General features: G+C 63.4%; 18 protein-coding genes. All 18 read right to left on the bottom strand.

From position 1 onward, the window contains the following. Positions 1 to 50: 50 nt before the first annotated feature. On the bottom strand, positions 51 to 812 hold the full coding sequence (locus tag SO156_RS28455; protein ID WP_458144261.1) for a YmfQ family protein: 762 nt from the start codon (positions 810 to 812) through the stop codon (positions 51 to 53). 10 nt (positions 813 to 822) lie between these two features. Continuing rightward, positions 823 to 1938 carry a baseplate J/gp47 family protein gene (locus SO156_RS28450; protein ID WP_458144262.1) on the bottom strand — a complete coding sequence of 372 codons (1116 nt, stop codon included), beginning with the start codon at positions 1936 to 1938 and terminating at the stop codon, positions 823 to 825. Next, a complete protein-coding gene (locus SO156_RS28445; RefSeq protein WP_458144263.1) occupies positions 1938 to 2459 on the bottom strand; it encodes a phage GP46 family protein in 522 nt (173 codons plus the stop codon). Before SO156_RS28445 ends, SO156_RS28450 begins: the two co-directional genes overlap by 1 nt. Before the next feature lie 3 nt (positions 2460 to 2462). After that, positions 2463 to 3272: a phage baseplate assembly protein domain-containing protein gene (locus SO156_RS28440; protein WP_498537059.1), complete on the bottom strand. Its 810-nt coding sequence runs from the start codon at positions 3270 to 3272 to the stop codon at positions 2463 to 2465. A 5-nt stretch (positions 3273 to 3277) separates the two neighbouring features. Beyond that, positions 3278 to 4351 carry a phage baseplate assembly protein gene (locus SO156_RS28435; protein WP_458144265.1) on the bottom strand — a complete coding sequence of 358 codons (1074 nt, stop codon included), beginning with the start codon at positions 4349 to 4351 and terminating at the stop codon, positions 3278 to 3280. 12 nt (positions 4352 to 4363) lie between these two features. Then, complete coding sequence (locus SO156_RS28430; RefSeq protein WP_458144266.1) at positions 4364 to 5032, bottom strand: hypothetical protein; 669 nt, start codon at positions 5030 to 5032, stop codon at positions 4364 to 4366. After that, positions 5029 to 5589 (bottom strand): DNA circularization N-terminal domain-containing protein, encoded by a 561-nt coding sequence (locus SO156_RS28425; RefSeq protein ID WP_458144267.1) that lies wholly within the window; start codon positions 5587 to 5589, stop codon positions 5029 to 5031. Before SO156_RS28425 ends, SO156_RS28430 begins: the two co-directional genes overlap by 4 nt. Then, positions 5586 to 8105: a CHAP domain-containing protein gene (locus SO156_RS28420; RefSeq protein ID WP_498537058.1), complete on the bottom strand. Its 2520-nt coding sequence runs from the start codon at positions 8103 to 8105 to the stop codon at positions 5586 to 5588. Before SO156_RS28420 ends, SO156_RS28425 begins: the two co-directional genes overlap by 4 nt. A gap of 160 nt (positions 8106 to 8265) precedes the next feature. After that, positions 8266 to 8721, bottom strand: a complete 456-nt coding sequence (locus SO156_RS28415) for a phage tail assembly protein (RefSeq protein WP_458144269.1) — start codon at positions 8719 to 8721, stop codon at positions 8266 to 8268. Then, the gene (locus SO156_RS28410) at positions 8718 to 9086 is read right to left on the bottom strand and encodes a phage tail tube protein (protein ID WP_254102554.1); all 369 of its coding nucleotides are present in this window, start codon (positions 9084 to 9086) and stop codon (positions 8718 to 8720) included. The genes SO156_RS28415 and SO156_RS28410 overlap by 4 nt, the downstream gene beginning before the upstream one ends. Before the next feature lie 81 nt (positions 9087 to 9167). Further along, positions 9168 to 10733 carry a phage tail sheath C-terminal domain-containing protein gene (locus SO156_RS28405; RefSeq protein WP_458144270.1) on the bottom strand — a complete coding sequence of 522 codons (1566 nt, stop codon included), beginning with the start codon at positions 10731 to 10733 and terminating at the stop codon, positions 9168 to 9170. Positions 10734 to 10735: 2 nt separating this feature from the next. Beyond that, entirely contained in the window at positions 10736 to 11425 is a 690-nt protein-coding gene (locus SO156_RS28400; RefSeq protein ID WP_498537057.1) for an NUMOD3 domain-containing DNA-binding protein, read from the bottom strand. Positions 11426 to 11449: 24 nt separating this feature from the next. Next, positions 11450 to 11734 carry a hypothetical protein gene (locus tag SO156_RS28395; protein WP_498537056.1) on the bottom strand — a complete coding sequence of 95 codons (285 nt, stop codon included), beginning with the start codon at positions 11732 to 11734 and terminating at the stop codon, positions 11450 to 11452. After that, positions 11724 to 12410: a hypothetical protein gene (locus SO156_RS28390; protein WP_498537055.1), complete on the bottom strand. Its 687-nt coding sequence runs from the start codon at positions 12408 to 12410 to the stop codon at positions 11724 to 11726. The genes SO156_RS28395 and SO156_RS28390 overlap by 11 nt, the downstream gene beginning before the upstream one ends. Continuing rightward, positions 12410 to 12766, bottom strand: a complete 357-nt coding sequence (locus SO156_RS28385; protein WP_498537054.1) for a head-tail joining protein — start codon at positions 12764 to 12766, stop codon at positions 12410 to 12412. Before SO156_RS28385 ends, SO156_RS28390 begins: the two co-directional genes overlap by 1 nt. Beyond that, positions 12757 to 13143: a hypothetical protein gene (locus SO156_RS28380; protein ID WP_458144275.1), complete on the bottom strand. Its 387-nt coding sequence runs from the start codon at positions 13141 to 13143 to the stop codon at positions 12757 to 12759. The genes SO156_RS28385 and SO156_RS28380 overlap by 10 nt, the downstream gene beginning before the upstream one ends. Next, positions 13136 to 13789 carry a head-tail connector protein gene (locus SO156_RS28375; RefSeq protein ID WP_458144276.1) on the bottom strand — a complete coding sequence of 218 codons (654 nt, stop codon included), beginning with the start codon at positions 13787 to 13789 and terminating at the stop codon, positions 13136 to 13138. The genes SO156_RS28380 and SO156_RS28375 overlap by 8 nt, the downstream gene beginning before the upstream one ends. After that, positions 13782 to 14126 carry a hypothetical protein gene (locus tag SO156_RS28370; protein WP_458144277.1) on the bottom strand — a complete coding sequence of 115 codons (345 nt, stop codon included), beginning with the start codon at positions 14124 to 14126 and terminating at the stop codon, positions 13782 to 13784. The genes SO156_RS28375 and SO156_RS28370 overlap by 8 nt, the downstream gene beginning before the upstream one ends. Between the last annotated feature and the right edge of the window lie 49 nt (positions 14127 to 14175).

Below are 14175 nucleotides of genomic sequence, written 5' to 3'. Positions count from 1 at the left end.
CATCGACAACGATAGCGTAGACGTAGGCTTTCAATTTTGTGGTCGGTCCTTTAAGGCGTGCCCGCCATCGGGTCGCCAGGCGTCAGGCCAGAATAGTCGTAGACAATCTCGGTGTGCGCGGGCTTCCAGCGGTCCAGGATGCACTCAAGGTCCTGGGCGCGACCGATGCGCAGATGCGGATCGACGCCGCACTGGCCGCTTGCGCACCTGAACCAATGCAGGTCGGCCTGGTGGACGTGCACTGTCCAGTAGTAGCGGTTCTCAGGCGGCCCGAGGCCGTAGTTCGGCCACTCGCTTAGCTCGCCGTCTGCGACTGGCGTGCCGTTCGGATTGAGGATCGGGCGGCCCCACGCATCTTGCATGAAGGTGCCATCGCCATAGACGCGATTATCGCCGCAAGCGTCGATGCCGACCATGAACGGCCGATATTCGGTGATGGTGATCGTGTAGCCGAGGAAGGCCGCGAAGCTGATGTAGAACTCTCGCGACTGCGAGCCGTACAGCGTCATTCGCGCGACGAGTGCGGCATGGCACTGGGCTATCGTCTGCGGCGCGCTATAACAGGGATCAGGCAGGCCCCAGTTGCGCTCCCAATCAGGCAGCAGCTCGACGGTCTTGCGCGGATCGCTCTCGGTCTCCAGGAGATCGGCAGCCCGCCCGTCGACATAGCCCCAGTAATTGTTCAGCCCGTCGCAGGCCTGCCAGAGCACACTATCAATGGAATGCTTCGGCCACGCCTGGCCCTGTGGCAGCAGTTCGAGAAAGGCGTCACGATAGTCACTTCCGGCACGGCGGATATGCCGGTCGCTCATCAGCGCACTCCTATTCGTAAAGGATTGTCTCAAGCACCGCCATGGTGCCGATGTTGGGCATGACGAAATCGTTGTTGGTGACGAGATCGAACGAGATCACGCTCGGGGCCTGCATCATCGCTGCGCTGATCCACGCCGAGTAGATCGTCTGACCAGGCGCGGCCATCCGGAACAGCATGTCCTTGAGCTGCGCTTCGATCTCGGCCTTGCACTCGTCGGTGTTCGGATTGAGAGCCGCTATCGTCAGATCGAGGAAATACTTGATCGGCGCGGCGACGAAGCAGTCCTTGACGGTGACTGGCCGCATCTTGTCGAGATAGGCACCTACCGTGGCGATGTCCTGCTGCAGAGGGAAGCCATCGTTGTCGGCGCGCAGATCGTCCATCATGAAGCGAACGGTCATGGTGCCGATGCCTTGCTCGACATTGGCCCAGGCCCGCGTGACGCCAGGGACGGCCAACGCCCAAGAGACATAGTCGGCCTGCGCCCCGCCCATCGGCGGGTTGCGGATGCGCTGAAGGATGCGGGCGCGCAGCTCGTCGTCGGTCTCGGTGTCGGTGCCGCCCGTCACGTTATAGGCGAAGGCAACGCTGCTGACGCCTGGAATGCTGGGCGTGATCGACAGCGAGGAACCGTCCGGCAGATTGCCGAACGATCCTGCGTCCACCGCCCGGATGTTGCCCGTCACGGGCACGCTCGCAGACGTGGTGATGTCCTCAAGCGTTTCGAACATCACCACGGTGTTCGGCGAGCTGAAATCGACGGGCAAGCCGACCGCGCTCTGCAGCTGCGTGCCGGTGGGAATGACGGTGCCGTCAACCAGGCCCTGGAATTGCGCAGTCCCGGTCGAGAGCGTCGCCATCTTCCGGCCGGTCGAACCGTCCGCGTTGACCAGCCAGATTTGCCCGTGTCTATCGAGCCATTCGGTCTCGGCGGTGTCGGGCAAGAGCTGCAGCGACAGCCAGTCGACATATTGCAGCGTCAGGTGACACAGCGCACCCTGGTTATCCGAGAGAACCCGCAGCACGCTGTTCGGGACGTTCGCGTCCGCACCAGGCAGCGAGGCGTTGACCGCGTCGCGGACCAAGGAGCGAACGTCGCGCAGGGTTGGCGTTGACCACGGCATCAGCTGTTCACCATCGCATCCCAGAGGACAGCGTATCGCAGCTCGATCTCGGGCAGCGGACCGCGATAAATGCGCAGCAAGGCGTCAATGCGCTGCGTGTCGACGCGCGTCACCCACACATCGAAGCCCGAGCAAATCTTGCGGTCGACGAACGGCTGGATCGCGGCGCGGATGTAGTTCTCGACCGTTACCAGGGTCGAACCCTGCCGCGCCTGGGCCGGGGTGATCTTGGAGCGGCGCAACAGCCACAGCTTGGAGCCGATGGGCCAGCCGTTCCAGATCGCCTGCGCGTCCATGTCGCCCCACCAGCCCATCCGATCACTGGAGTCGGGATCGGGCAGGATATCGTTCGGACTGGCGAGCGCATTGGTGCCTAGCGCGACGATGATCGCGGTCGCCAGCGCCTGCCGGTCGTCGAGCGTGCCATCGGGCAGCAGCGACCAATCGACCGTGACCGAATACTGCGGGAAGACGTTGTTCTGGACGAGCCGGATGTCAGGGACGTTGTAGCCCGCTGGCATGGTTCACCCGATCTTGCCGAGGCTGTTGACGCACGGGCCCGATAGCGTGACCAGGTAGTCGAAGGACGCTTTGCCCGCTTCCGCGCCGACATAAACCTGCTTGTCCGTGTGGCAATGCAGGTACGTGTCGCCATCGGCGAGCGCGAGGTGGCATTGGTTGCCGCCCATCCGCGTCTTGTCCTTGGTGACCTCGACGAACAGCGGCGACTTCTGGCCGTCCTTGTAGAGCGATTGCTGGCCGCGCTTCTGTTGCTGGCCGCCTTGCTGTCCGCCGCCGCCGCTTGAGCCGCCGCTCCCGTCCCGCGTCGCCGCTTTGCCGCCCGCCGAGCTGCCGCCCGATGAGCCGCCGCCCTGGTCCATCGTCGAGTTGCTCTCGCTATCCTGCTGGACCAGGTGCATGCGCACGGTCTTGTCCTGCGGCGCGGTCCAGAAGCCCCCGTCCTTCGTCAAATGGAATTGCTGCTTGTCGCCGCGCCCGCGAAACATTGCGGTGTCGCCTTTATCCAGCTTAAAGAGCCGGTGGCGGCGATCATCCATCATTGCGACCGGGAAGGAGCGGCTGCCGCCCATGAAGCTGGTGAAATGCTCTGCGGCGGACTTGATCTTGCCCTGGGCGTCCTTCTCGGCGTCGAACACCACGGACGTAAAACCATAGTTCTGCGGGGCCTCACAGCCCTTGCGCGACTCGTTGTGCATGAAGTTTCCGGCCATCTCCTGCAGGAACTTGCTGTCATCGACCTGATCGACGACCCCGCGAGCGCCGCCAGCGGAATAGCTGCGCAGCGAGCTGTTGAGCGGTGTGGCGCGGTGCATTTCTATTACCCCACTTTGTAAGTTGGATGCGCGTTCAGGAAGGCCGGGTTGACGCACGTCAGCACGGTGATGCTGCCCCGCTTGTCGTCCTGCATGAAGATGACCTGCTGGATCGCCAGCTCTTCGTCGAGCATCGCCATCGGCGAGTAGACGTGAACGTGCTCGCCCTCGCTCCAGAGCGCGACGCCTTCGCGCAGCCAGCCCTGCACGGTGATGGTCGCCTGGATTTGCTGGCCGTCGTGGATGCGCTGCTCGAAATCGGCCCGCAGCTTCATCTCGCCTTGCGACTTCACCGACTCCTCAATCGGCGTGATCAGCTTGCTGTAGAGAACGTTTTGGACGCTCGTGTTCTGGACCGCTTGCTGCTCGCTGGCGTCGGTCATGTTGTGATCGTCGCTCGCCTGGGAGCTGCCGCGCACGTCGTAGGTCTCGAACACCATCGTCGAGTCGATGATGCACTGGCAGGCCAGAATGTTCTTGCCCTCGACCAGCCCCGCGACAACGTTGCCGGTATGCTCGCCGATCAGCAGGAAGTTGCCGAAGGCGTCGCACGCCAGCCGCGCGCACCGGTCGCGAGCGATGCGCTCGCAGAAATCCCAGACCGGCTCGCCAGTGTTGTTCTGCAGCTTGTCGAACGGCGTCTGATCGACCTGGCCGATGACCTTGACGCCCGCGCCGTAAGGGGCCCAGACCTCCTGTGCGACCTGCACGATGTTCTTGTTGTCGAAGCTGCCGGTCTTGGTATCGACGCTCGATTTTGCACCCAGCGCCGTGTAGCTCTTGCCGATGAGCATCACGCCGTGGGTGAAGGCGTCATAGGCAACCTGGCGCACCTCGATGAAGCCGGTGATTGCCAGGAAGCCAGCCAGATAGACGCTGCAAAGATCGCCGGGTTTGAACTGCAGCTTTTGCCAGTCGGGGAATGGACCGCCAGGCTTGAAGACCGGGTCGCGCTCTGCCGCGCTGAACTGGAAATAGGCGTAGGAGTCGCCCCAGTTGCGGCGAACCATGACGAATTCCCAGTCCTCGAATTTGCGTCCGTTGACGACGAGGACGGCGACTTCAGTCGGCTTCGGCATGGGTCAGGCCGCTCACGATGACAGCGCCTCGCCGACCATCGGGCAGAAGGCGGGGTGAACGATCTTGTTCTCGCCTCGCAGCTCATCGGCGCGCGAGGCGTCGTCGTACAGCTTGTAAGCCATGACCAGGCTCGGCAGCGTCGAGAAGAACTGATATTGCAGCATGCGCGGCAGCGGCAACGCGGTCTGCACCAGATGGTTAGTGATCGCCCCGTGCAGCGTGATCAGCGCCTGGAACGTCATCTGATCCATCTCGTCGGCGGCGATCTCCTCGGCGTCCTGGAACGGCTGGAACAGTGCGGTCTTGATCGCATCGACCTCTTGGCGGCTGACGAAGGTCATGGCAGCGATGATGTAGGCCTCGGTCGCCAGGCACAGACGGATGCCAGCATTCTGGATCAGTGCCGCGCCCAGCGTAACCGGCGTCTCCTGGCCGAGCTGTGCACGCACGCTCTCCAGCTGCTGCCATGTGATGCCTGCCTGCCGTGCCTGGTCGAAGCAGGCGTCGAGCGGCGGCCCCATCGCATCCTCGATCAGCAGCCCGAAGGCGTTCGCCCTGGCGTCGCCGATGGCTGTCCGCGCGTCAACGCCAGCGCGACCCTTGGCCGGGAGAAACGATAGCAGGGTCGCCAGCATGCGATCCACGAGCGGGGCCGCCTCGGTCGCGTCCGCGCGTTTCATGCTTCGATCAATCCCGTGCCGATGGATGGCGACGGCGGCGCGAGCGTGCGCTGCACTTGGTCGCGCACATTTTGCGCGGCATTCGCGACCGTCGCTTGGGTGTCCTCTTGTCCGGGATCGAACAGCGGGTCGATGCCGTACTCCAGAAAGGTGATGTCGAACGTGCAGAAGCCGCCGAAGCGCTCCTCCTCGGTCATGCGATAGCGGTTCACGACGACCGTTTGCGGGGGTTGCGTGGACAGCTGCAGCACGCCGGGCCCTTCGGTCTCTAGCGCGTCGATCAGTCGGTCGCGCACCTTGCGATAGTCGGTGCGATACAGGTCGTCATCATCGCGCGGATAGACGATGCAGTAGGCGCGGATGGTGAACTCCCGCGCCATGCGGCCCATGTCCTCCGCGTAGGGATACTCTTTCTTCGGAAACTGATGCTCGACGATGCGCCGTCCGCTCTCGCGCGTGTTGGCTTCACAGTGGAACGGCGCATTGTTGTAGGTCGCGCGAACCCAATCGTCGCGCCAACTCGGCTTGCCCGGTGTGATGTCGAAGATGGTTGTCATATCGAAAGCGTCTCAGGGCCTTTGCGTGCAGGCTCCATCTGGGTTTGCCGGTTGATTTCCACGTCCTTGAAGATGCCCTTGCCCTCAGCGCCGACCGTGGTGCCCTTCGGCGCATTCACATCGACGCTGATCTTGCCCGAGCCCTCGACCTTGTTGGTCGCGGCCATCCGCCTGTCGAGCTGCTCGCGCGCAAACCGCGCGCTGTCGGCGGTCGAGAAGTTGACGCCTTTGCGTCGGCCTTCCCAATAATTGTAAACCTCATGCGAGCCCGGCACCGGCACGCGACCCGGAAGGCCCGCGCCGGGATCGGACGCCATGCCCTGGTTGGTGCGGCCTTTGATGTAGTCGCTGCCGCCGACAACTTCGGCCAGCGTCTTGTCGTACTTCGCCTGTTCGGCGTCGCTGAGACCGCCGCCAGTTTGCCCCCTGTTGATCGGGCCGTAGAAGCCGCTCCGCAGCTCGTCGCCGATCTTGTACCCCGGCACCTTCTGCCGGATCATCTGCGTGCGATTGAACAGCGCCTCGACTGTTGGAGCGCCGCCGCCCTCGGAGCGCATCATCCGGTACAGCAGCTGCTTGGTGGCGGGGTCCTGGTTGACCTCGGCCATCATCGAGGCGCGCTGATCGGCAACGCCGCCAGCACCGTGCGCGCCGTCCGCCGTTGCTGGCGTGCCGCCAGCGCCAGCGCCCGTGCCAGGCCCTGCCGTCTGCCCGTTCGGCATTTCGCCCGTCGAGCGGCGGAAGCTGTAACCCTTCAGCGCAAACTGGGACTCGAAACCGCGTCCCTGGTTGCCGCCGAGGCCGGTGAACGTTCCAGCTTTCTTGTTGACGTCCTCAACGATGGTGACGTGACTGCCAGTCGCGCCCGTTCGCACGCCGCGATCAGCAACGGCAATGTCGCCGGGCTTCACGTCCCCTGGTGCGACCGGCGTGCCCCAATTGCGCCAGTTCGATGCGACCGCCGCGCCCTTCGGTGGCGTGCCGCCGACTGACTTGACGACGGAAGCCGCGAACTCGCCGCACCAGCTGCCTGCCTTGGGAAAGCCCTGGCTGGCCATGAACTTCTCGACGGCACCGGGACCGCCGTGCAGAGCAACAGAGCGCGCCTTGGCCAGGATGTCGGACGGCACGCTGGGATCGCCTGCGGGGCCGCTCTGCGGGGCGCCCGTCTCGCCGCCCGTGTCGCTGCCATAAGGCGGGCCGCCGCCGCCGCGATAGCCGCCGCCCGAGTTACTGCCTCCGTAGCTGCGGCCGCCGCCAGCATCGAAGCCGCGCCCACCGCCGAAGGGACCGTAACCGCCGCCGCCGCCATAACTGAAGCCGCCGTCGCCGCCCGTCGTGAAGCTGGCGTTCTGCAGCATCGGATTGCGCCCGACGCCGCCGCCCGTGTAGCTCATCGGCATGAAGCCGCTCTTGAGCGCATCGATCAGCGCGTCGTTCGACTGCTTCAGCTGCTTCTGCGCCTCGGTGTTTTCCTCGGTCGTCTTCTTCTGCGCCTCGGCCTGCGGCGTGCCGAGCTGGAGCGGTCCCCGGAATTTGCCGAACGTGTCCTGGATCGACTTTTTGGCCTCGTCGGGCTTCGCCAGGTCGTAATTCTTCTTCAGCCACTCGTGGATTTCCTTGCTGATCGCCAGGAATTTCTCTGCGGCCTTGATCGCGGGGTCGAGGAACGGGGCCTTCAGATCCTCGACGATGTCGGCCCATTCGCCGCTGATCTGTCCCGTAAGGTTGGCGAGCTTTTCCGCCTGCTTGATGCGCTCGTCCTGGATGCGCCGGTCTTCTGCCGACAAGCCGTTGAGCTTGTCCATGTTCGCCATGGTCCTGTCCCAGAAGTGCGAGGCGAATTCGTTCGCGCGCTGGGTCGCTTCCTGAAGCGTTTTGCCTTCCTCAAGGGCGTGCCGCAGAATGTTGGCACGAGCCGAGACGACAGCGTTGTATCGCTCCTCTTCGGTCCTGGCGTTGACGATGTTGTCGAGCAGCTCGCGCATGGCCTGCTGCGACTGCGGACTCGGCCCTGCCATGTGCTGCAGCTCGCGACGCAACGAGCTACCGGTGCGGTTGAGATTGGCAACCGCCTCGGCCATGGTGCCGAGATTGGCTTTGGTCTGCTCCGCGCTGACGCCGATGGCTTCGAACTGGCTGATGATGTTTTTCATCGACGCAGGATCGACGCCGATCTGCCGCGCCGCCTGGCTGACGCCGCGCAGCTCCTCGGCCCACTTTTTCAGTTCGCCGATTTGCCGCGTCATCTCGACGCCGAACAGCGCCAGGCCGCCAGCGCCAGCAACCAGGCCGCCCCGGAATGAGCCGAGCGCCTTGAAGGCGTCCCCGAAGCCGCCCGTGATCTCCTTGAAGGCCTTGTTCAGCTCCTCGGTCCCACGCCGCATCTTCTCGTGGGCTTCCTTGACCTGCGGCCCTCCCATCTCCTTTGTTTTTTCGACGATCTTGTCGAGGCCAGCCGACGCATTGTCGACCAGCGAGACGATAAGCTTCAGCTCCTCCTGCTCAGTGGGCATCAGTCATCGTCTTTCGGGGGCTGCTGCCTGCGGTCCAGCGTCGCGGTGCGCTCCAGATGGATGCGAACGTCGCTAAACGGCATCGACAGGAAAACTTCTGGGCTGACGTGGTACCAGCGAGCTAGGCGGTAGCAGTCGAGGATGATCTCGTCCTCGTCGCCTACCAGGCCCGTGGATCGGGCAGAAAAAAATTTCGCAGCTTCATCGCGCAGGTGTTCCAATCGCGCGGATGCATGTCCTCGATGAAGGGCGCGAGAATGTCCGAAAGCGCCGCGATCATGTAGGTCATCTTGCGCTCGTCCCAGACCACGTCGCCGTCCTGGTTGATCCGGACCGGGTTGCCGTAGCGGTTGATGTCGCCCGCGCGGGGCTCGCGCAGCGAAATCTCCGTGATCTTCTCGCCCTTGTTATTGTGGATGGGCTTGTTCAGCAGCTTCACCGTGAGCGGCCATTCATCCTGCCACAGCGGCGGCAGGTCGGCTGGCGACGGCTCGACCTCGGGCGCAGGCATCGAGCGCGACGGCTTGGCTTCCGCCTGCGGCAGCGGCTCGGCGTCGATGACCTTCATGGCGGGCCGCTCGTCAATGAAGCCTTCTCGTTTCGGCTGCGGGTTCATGCGAGGCTAACCTCCTGGCAGGTGACGCCCTCCCAGCGCACGCGCACCTGACCGTCGCGCGTGTTGTTTTCGAAGCCGCCTTTGCAGGTCCCTCCGGTCAGGATGTACTGCATGTTGTTGGCGAGCTGCGCGACGACGGTCACGTCCGTTTCGGCGAGCAGGTCCTCCAGATAGAAGCCCGGCATGGTCGACAGATCGCCCTCGATGTACGGCACGCGCGGCAGCTCCTGATAGCCGTGCACGCCGTCCTGGCCAGCGATCATGGTGCGCTCGACCGGCGACGGTGAGACGGTGAAGTTGCCGCGCAGCGCCAACTGCGTCCCATCGACAGTGAGGAACGCAATGCCTGCAATCCTCTGTGCCATTGATCAGTCTCCTTTCGATCAGCCAGCACCAAAGGCCGCGTCGGTTGGCGCGATTGGTCTGACCGGTGATGTGAGGGTGGGTTAGGAAGCGCCTGACGCCGCGTTGAACGGCGGCTGCGGCTGGCCGATGATCTGGGTGTCGATGCCCCGGTCGTACTGCAGCCTGAACTGCGCGAGCACCGCGAAGATGCGGAGCTGGTTGATGAGGTCGGGCGGGTACAGCACGTTGACCCGGTTCGGGTGGTTCGGGTCGCGCTCGACCTGGAGGTTGCGCTTGAAGTTGACCAGATCCTCGACCAGGCCGTCGTACATATCCTGCTGATACTGGTTGATCAGCTCGGCCTTGATGATGCCGGGGGTGACGATAGCCTGGCCGGGCCCGAACTTGGTGCCGTCGTTGGCCAGCTTGTGCCTCGGGAATTTCGAGGTGATCGCGGCCTTCTGGTTGCGCAGCAGCTTCGCCAGCGTCGCCAGCGTGGTCATCAGCTCGTAGGCGTCGTCCGGCTGGCCATAGAGGTTGAGCTGGTAGGTCGTCTGCTCTCGGGCGATCATCGGCTGCCCATCCGACCCGATCTTCTGGATTGCGATGCCGTTGGACGCCAGCGAGTTCAACTCGATGAAGTCAAACCGCTGATGGATCGGCGCGGGCTTGATCTGGTTGAGCGACAGCGCCTGAAGGGGCCGAGCCGGATCATTGATGAAGGCGCGCTGCGTCTTGGCCGTATAGGCCGCCGCCCATTCGAAGGACGGGGATGGGCTGGCGACCTCGAACCCCATGATGGACTCCACGCCGCTGTTCATGGTGTCGCCGAACGTGAGCAGCGCGCTATAGGTGCCGCGCTTCGCCGAGATGACATGGCCGAACAGCTCGCGCTGCCAGCCCCAGCGGCCCTGGTCGGTGAAGCCGTATTCCTGGTCCCACTCGAACAGCGAATTGCTGTCGGTGTACGGCATCGCGACATATTCGAACGGTTCGTCGCCCAGGTTGGTGATCGCCGTTGTGAACAGCGGCGTGCCGGTACCACCCGTCAGGAAGCCAGTCGCGGGCAAGGTGATGCCGAGGCCGACCGGCGTCTGCTGGCCACCCGTTGAGCCGTAATAGTTCAGCGAGACGTTGATCTCGTTGGCGTTGACACTCTTGAAGACCGAGGTCAGCGTCACGGTGCCCGTCGCCGCCGCCGCCGTGACCGGCAGCGCAGTGTCGGCGTTGATCGCATCAGCAATCGCTTGCGCAATCGTCGTGGGCGTGTCGGTCGTCAGCACGTTGACCGGGACATAGTCGCCCGCGACGTAGAGATGGATGGTGCCAGCTTCAGTCGGCGCGGTCGTGATGACGATAGCGCCCGTGGCCGCCGATGCGCCGGTCGGCTCGGTCATCGGCAGGCCCCAGACCTCGTTGGCGAAGTTGTTGGCGAAGAAGGCCTTGAACATGCGCGACAGCTCGGAGCCTTCACCGAACTGCGCGTCGGCCTGGGCCTGGCTGCCGATGGGCACTGCGATATCGTGAGGTGCGGTCCCGCCAATGGCGACGCCGACCAGCAGCGCGCGCAGATTGATCGTCGGCAGCCCGGCCATGCTGGGATCGACCTCGACCCAGTAGAGCGGCACTTTGATGTTTTGAGGAATTTGAGCGAACGAGATGGGCACGGCTATGCCTCCTTGCTTCGAAGCCACGCGAGCCTTCGCGCAGCAGACCACGGTTGACCTTTGGTGAGACTGTTGCCCCTCCAACGTTCGGCACGTTTCCGCCTTTCTTCTTCCGAATGGATCGGAATGCCGGTCTTCTTTGCTCCGATGCGCTGTTTCGTGTCGTTGCTGTGCGAATGGCCGAGATGAATTTCGTTTCCAATCATCCGCGCTGACATCTTGCGCCGATGTTCATCGCTCTTAGGCTTGCCCTTGGTAGCCGCAGCGATCTTGGCCCTTTCTTCGTCTGATTTTTGCTGACCGATACGCCCCTTATTGGTCGTGCCGATCATGCGCTGTCGCAACTTATCGCGCGTTTCATCTGAAACGGGCGGCCTTCCTTTCGCCGCCTCTCGCATGTTCTGCTTTGCAGTTTCGGTCGCCCGATAGCCAAGGCGCGCAAGCCCGCCACCAGCAGCACGGTTCCATCCGATGCCGCGCGTCGGCCGCAATTGCCATTCCAATTTGCGACACACGCTTTTCGGCCCGCGGAATAGGACCTTCCAGCCAAATCCGACCGGGAACGTTCCGTTACGTCGATGTCGCTGTAGTCGCTTCTTCCAATTGCTGGTGATCCCGATATAGCCATGTCGCCACAGGCAAATGCATCGTTCATCAAACAGCCAATAAACAACGCACTCGACATCAGCCATTGCTGCTGTCTAAGGTGGTCTCTCTCAGGCGGCGTGCTTGGGCGGCTTGTCCGCGTGCCTAGCTGGTTTCTCTTCCTCGCGCGTGATGTCGCCATCGGCGATCCGGCGCTTCGTGAAACGATCATCCGGCCACTCCGCGCCGCCTTCCTTGGGAAAGCCGCCAGCGTGCGGGTGCTTCAACAGCCGACGCATGGCGTCGTTCGCGGGCGCGACGCGGACGGTTTTCTGCGCCGCCTTGCTGGCTTCCCGCATCTTCTCCAGTCGCTCGTTCATGCGCAGCCCGCGCAGCGATGCCTTGCTAACGGCCATGGCCCTTGCTCCTTTGCTTGAACTCCCGCTTCGCCCTGAAGCTTGACGGGTCGAACTGATAGGTGGCGTGCAGCTGCTGGCGCTGGTCCATCTCGTCCTGCGTGTCGCCAGGCTTGATGCCGGTCTTGAGATCGATGGTCAGCAGATCGTCGGGGATGATCGGCGACCAATAGGTGCGATGACGGCAGGTGATGTCGTATTGCATCTCGCCGACCGCCGTTTCGTTGTTGAACGCGGCGTTGCCCCAGACATAGCGGCGCACGCCGCGCTCGATGCTCTCGATCCTGGTGTTGTCGGGGTTCTGCTGCCCGGTGTTCGGGTCCGTCGTGTCCAGCAGGTTCATGATGTACTCGTCCGGCCACAGCCGGTTCATGATCCGCCAGTAGGCAGCGTCCAGTTGCGCCTCAAGCGCGTCCTGGTCATTGTTCGCCGCCAAGACCGAGAAACCGATGCGGAGCGCGTGAATGAAGCGGACCTCGCCCGCGTTGCCGTCGCCATCGGGAAGCATGGTCTCGTCGATGACGTAGACGCCGAGATACGGCAGCAGGTCCTTCTGCGCCGTCAGCATCTTGTTCTTGCGGCAGGTGTAGCTCGCAAAGAAGGGATCGGCGGACACCGCATCGAAAAACACGTTCCGGATAACGTGCGAATAGCTCTGCGTGTCGGTGATGCCCATCACATGATCGTTTCGTACTTGCGGATCGTCAGCATGGTCTGGCCGCCGCCGTCGCTGGTGGCGTCGACGATCTGGTACTCGCCCTTGGGCACGTTGTTGCAGTCGACCGGAATGATGACGTGATCGTTCTGCATCGGCAGCACGGCAAACTCGCTCTCCCGGATGTCGAGAATGGTGCGCTGATCGGAATAGATCGAACCGTCGAGCGCAGTCACGTCGGCGGAATAGGTGTTGAGGATGCCACGCCCAGGATAGCTGCCAGCAGACGGCTGCGACTTCAGCGGGACGAACGTGCAATCGACCGCCCAAAAATCGAAGATCGGCGACTGCAGCAGAACGTCGAGGTTTATGGCCATTTCATCGCCTTGCTGAGCAGCGCGGTCATCCGGTCAACCAGCTTGGTGAACAGCTCGGTGCGCAAGATCGGCCGGGTCGACGACGGCGGCCGTCCCGCGCCGCGCAAACGATGCTGCTTCGGCACAGCGATCACGGGCCCGGTCCGCCTGCGGCTTCCGGGCGGCTCGATGCGTGAGCGCGGCCAGATGCTCGTCTCGGCCGTCGTCTCGTCACCGCTGCTGCTGACTTCGATGTTCGGATATTTGCGGCGCATGTCGGTGCGCTGCCAGTCGACCAGTTCCTCGGGGACCTCCTTGTGGAGTTCATCGAGCTGCGTGCCGAAGGCCTCGCACTTTTTCAGCAGGCCCTCGACGCCGTCGACCTTGATCTCAAACATAGTAGCGCATGTACGCCGACAGCAGCGGCTCAACCATTCCTGCCGCCATGCCAAGCGGACCAGGACCGCCCATCTTCTGCAGCGCCTGGTTCACGTCGAAGAACTGCACGCGCGACTCCCGATGCGAGATCGAGCGCACGCCCGCTGTCATCGAGCGCGATTGCCACACCCGCGCGCTCTGAACCAGCAATGCCAGTGCCTGCTTGAGCGCAGGTGGCGCTTCATCGGGCAGCTCGTAACCGCCCGTGTATGTGATGCGGATCGGCTCGCTCCAGGACGTGTTGAAAAACTGCAGCTTGCCGCTGGCGTTTTCCAGCTCGTAGGTGCCGCTAAGGTCCGCGCCATCGGGGCCGGTGACGGACTGGATGTCGCCATCAGCGACCGGATAGTGCGTGAGAAAAACCCGCCCATTGTCGGTATCGAACGGCTTGGTGTCGCCGCGCCAGGTTTCCTCGACGGTTTCCTTGGCAAAGACGCGGCGGCAGGTCGTTGCGATGATGTCGGAATAGGTCGTGATCCACATCTGCAACAATTCATCTTCGCTGGTGTCGGTCGAGGAGATGCCGATCAGCGCCTTGACCTCGTCGAGCGACGCCAGGTCGTAGCTGTCCGCTGGCTCAAGCACCTTGATGCTGATGTCAGCCATCGCTTTCCTCGTGATACTGCTCGAACAGCGCGCGGATGTTGATCGGCGGGGCCTGGCTGCCGTCTGACATGACCGGCGTGATGGTGTAGGTCGACCGATTGACTTCCCAGCCCACTATGGTCGCTGCGTTCGTTCCGGGCAGACCGCGCGGCCCTAGTTCGCCGCGCTCGCCTTTCGGCCCCGGCTTGCCAGCGCGCCCCGCGGACGCGATCAGCTGCCAGCCGTCGCCTGGGCAGGGCCCCGGATCATCGCAGCGCGCGACGAATGAGGAGCCGTTGAGCGCGACGACGTTCAGGAAAGCGTACGTCTCGCCTTCGCGATAGGTGCCGCAGATCATCGGCGTGCTGGCATTGCGCCCCGCGGCCGCGATGCAGGCCCAGTCGCTA

This window comes from Bradyrhizobium sp. UFLA05-125 (assembly GCF_059803515.1).
This window is presented reverse-complemented; position numbering and strand designations above follow the sequence as displayed.

Coding starts and splice junctions, on each gene's coding strand:
- SO156_RS28415 (WP_458144269.1), bottom strand. CDS start 8,721: ATGAACCCGCAGCCGAAACGAGAAGGCTTCATTGACGAGCGGCCCGCC.
- SO156_RS28375 (WP_458144276.1), bottom strand. CDS start 13,789: ATGGCTGACATCAGCATCAAGGTGCTTGAGCCAGCGGACAGCTACGAC.
- SO156_RS28430 (WP_458144266.1), bottom strand. CDS start 5,032: ATGAAACGCGCGGACGCGACCGAGGCGGCCCCGCTCGTGGATCGCATG.
- SO156_RS28450 (WP_458144262.1), bottom strand. CDS start 1,938: ATGCCGTGGTCAACGCCAACCCTGCGCGACGTTCGCTCCTTGGTCCGC.
- SO156_RS28420 (WP_498537058.1), bottom strand. CDS start 8,105: ATGCCCACTGAGCAGGAGGAGCTGAAGCTTATCGTCTCGCTGGTCGAC.
- SO156_RS28440 (WP_498537059.1), bottom strand. CDS start 3,272: ATGCACCGCGCCACACCGCTCAACAGCTCGCTGCGCAGCTATTCCGCT.
- SO156_RS28390 (WP_498537055.1), bottom strand. CDS start 12,410: ATGGGCATCACCGACACGCAGAGCTATTCGCACGTTATCCGGAACGTG.
- SO156_RS28445 (WP_458144263.1), bottom strand. CDS start 2,459: ATGCCAGCGGGCTACAACGTCCCTGACATCCGGCTCGTCCAGAACAAC.
- SO156_RS28455 (WP_458144261.1), bottom strand. CDS start 812: ATGAGCGACCGGCATATCCGCCGTGCCGGAAGTGACTATCGTGACGCC.
- SO156_RS28435 (WP_458144265.1), bottom strand. CDS start 4,351: ATGCCGAAGCCGACTGAAGTCGCCGTCCTCGTCGTCAACGGACGCAAA.
- SO156_RS28385 (WP_498537054.1), bottom strand. CDS start 12,766: ATGGCCATAAACCTCGACGTTCTGCTGCAGTCGCCGATCTTCGATTTT.
- SO156_RS28425 (WP_458144267.1), bottom strand. CDS start 5,589: ATGACAACCATCTTCGACATCACACCGGGCAAGCCGAGTTGGCGCGAC.
- SO156_RS28400 (WP_498537057.1), bottom strand. CDS start 11,425: ATGGCTGATGTCGAGTGCGTTGTTTATTGGCTGTTTGATGAACGATGC.
- SO156_RS28380 (WP_458144275.1), bottom strand. CDS start 13,143: ATGTTTGAGATCAAGGTCGACGGCGTCGAGGGCCTGCTGAAAAAGTGC.
- SO156_RS28410 (WP_254102554.1), bottom strand. CDS start 9,086: ATGGCACAGAGGATTGCAGGCATTGCGTTCCTCACTGTCGATGGGACG.
- SO156_RS28395 (WP_498537056.1), bottom strand. CDS start 11,734: ATGGCCGTTAGCAAGGCATCGCTGCGCGGGCTGCGCATGAACGAGCGA.
- SO156_RS28370 (WP_458144277.1), bottom strand. CDS start 14,126: ATGATCTGCGGCACCTATCGCGAAGGCGAGACGTACGCTTTCCTGAAC.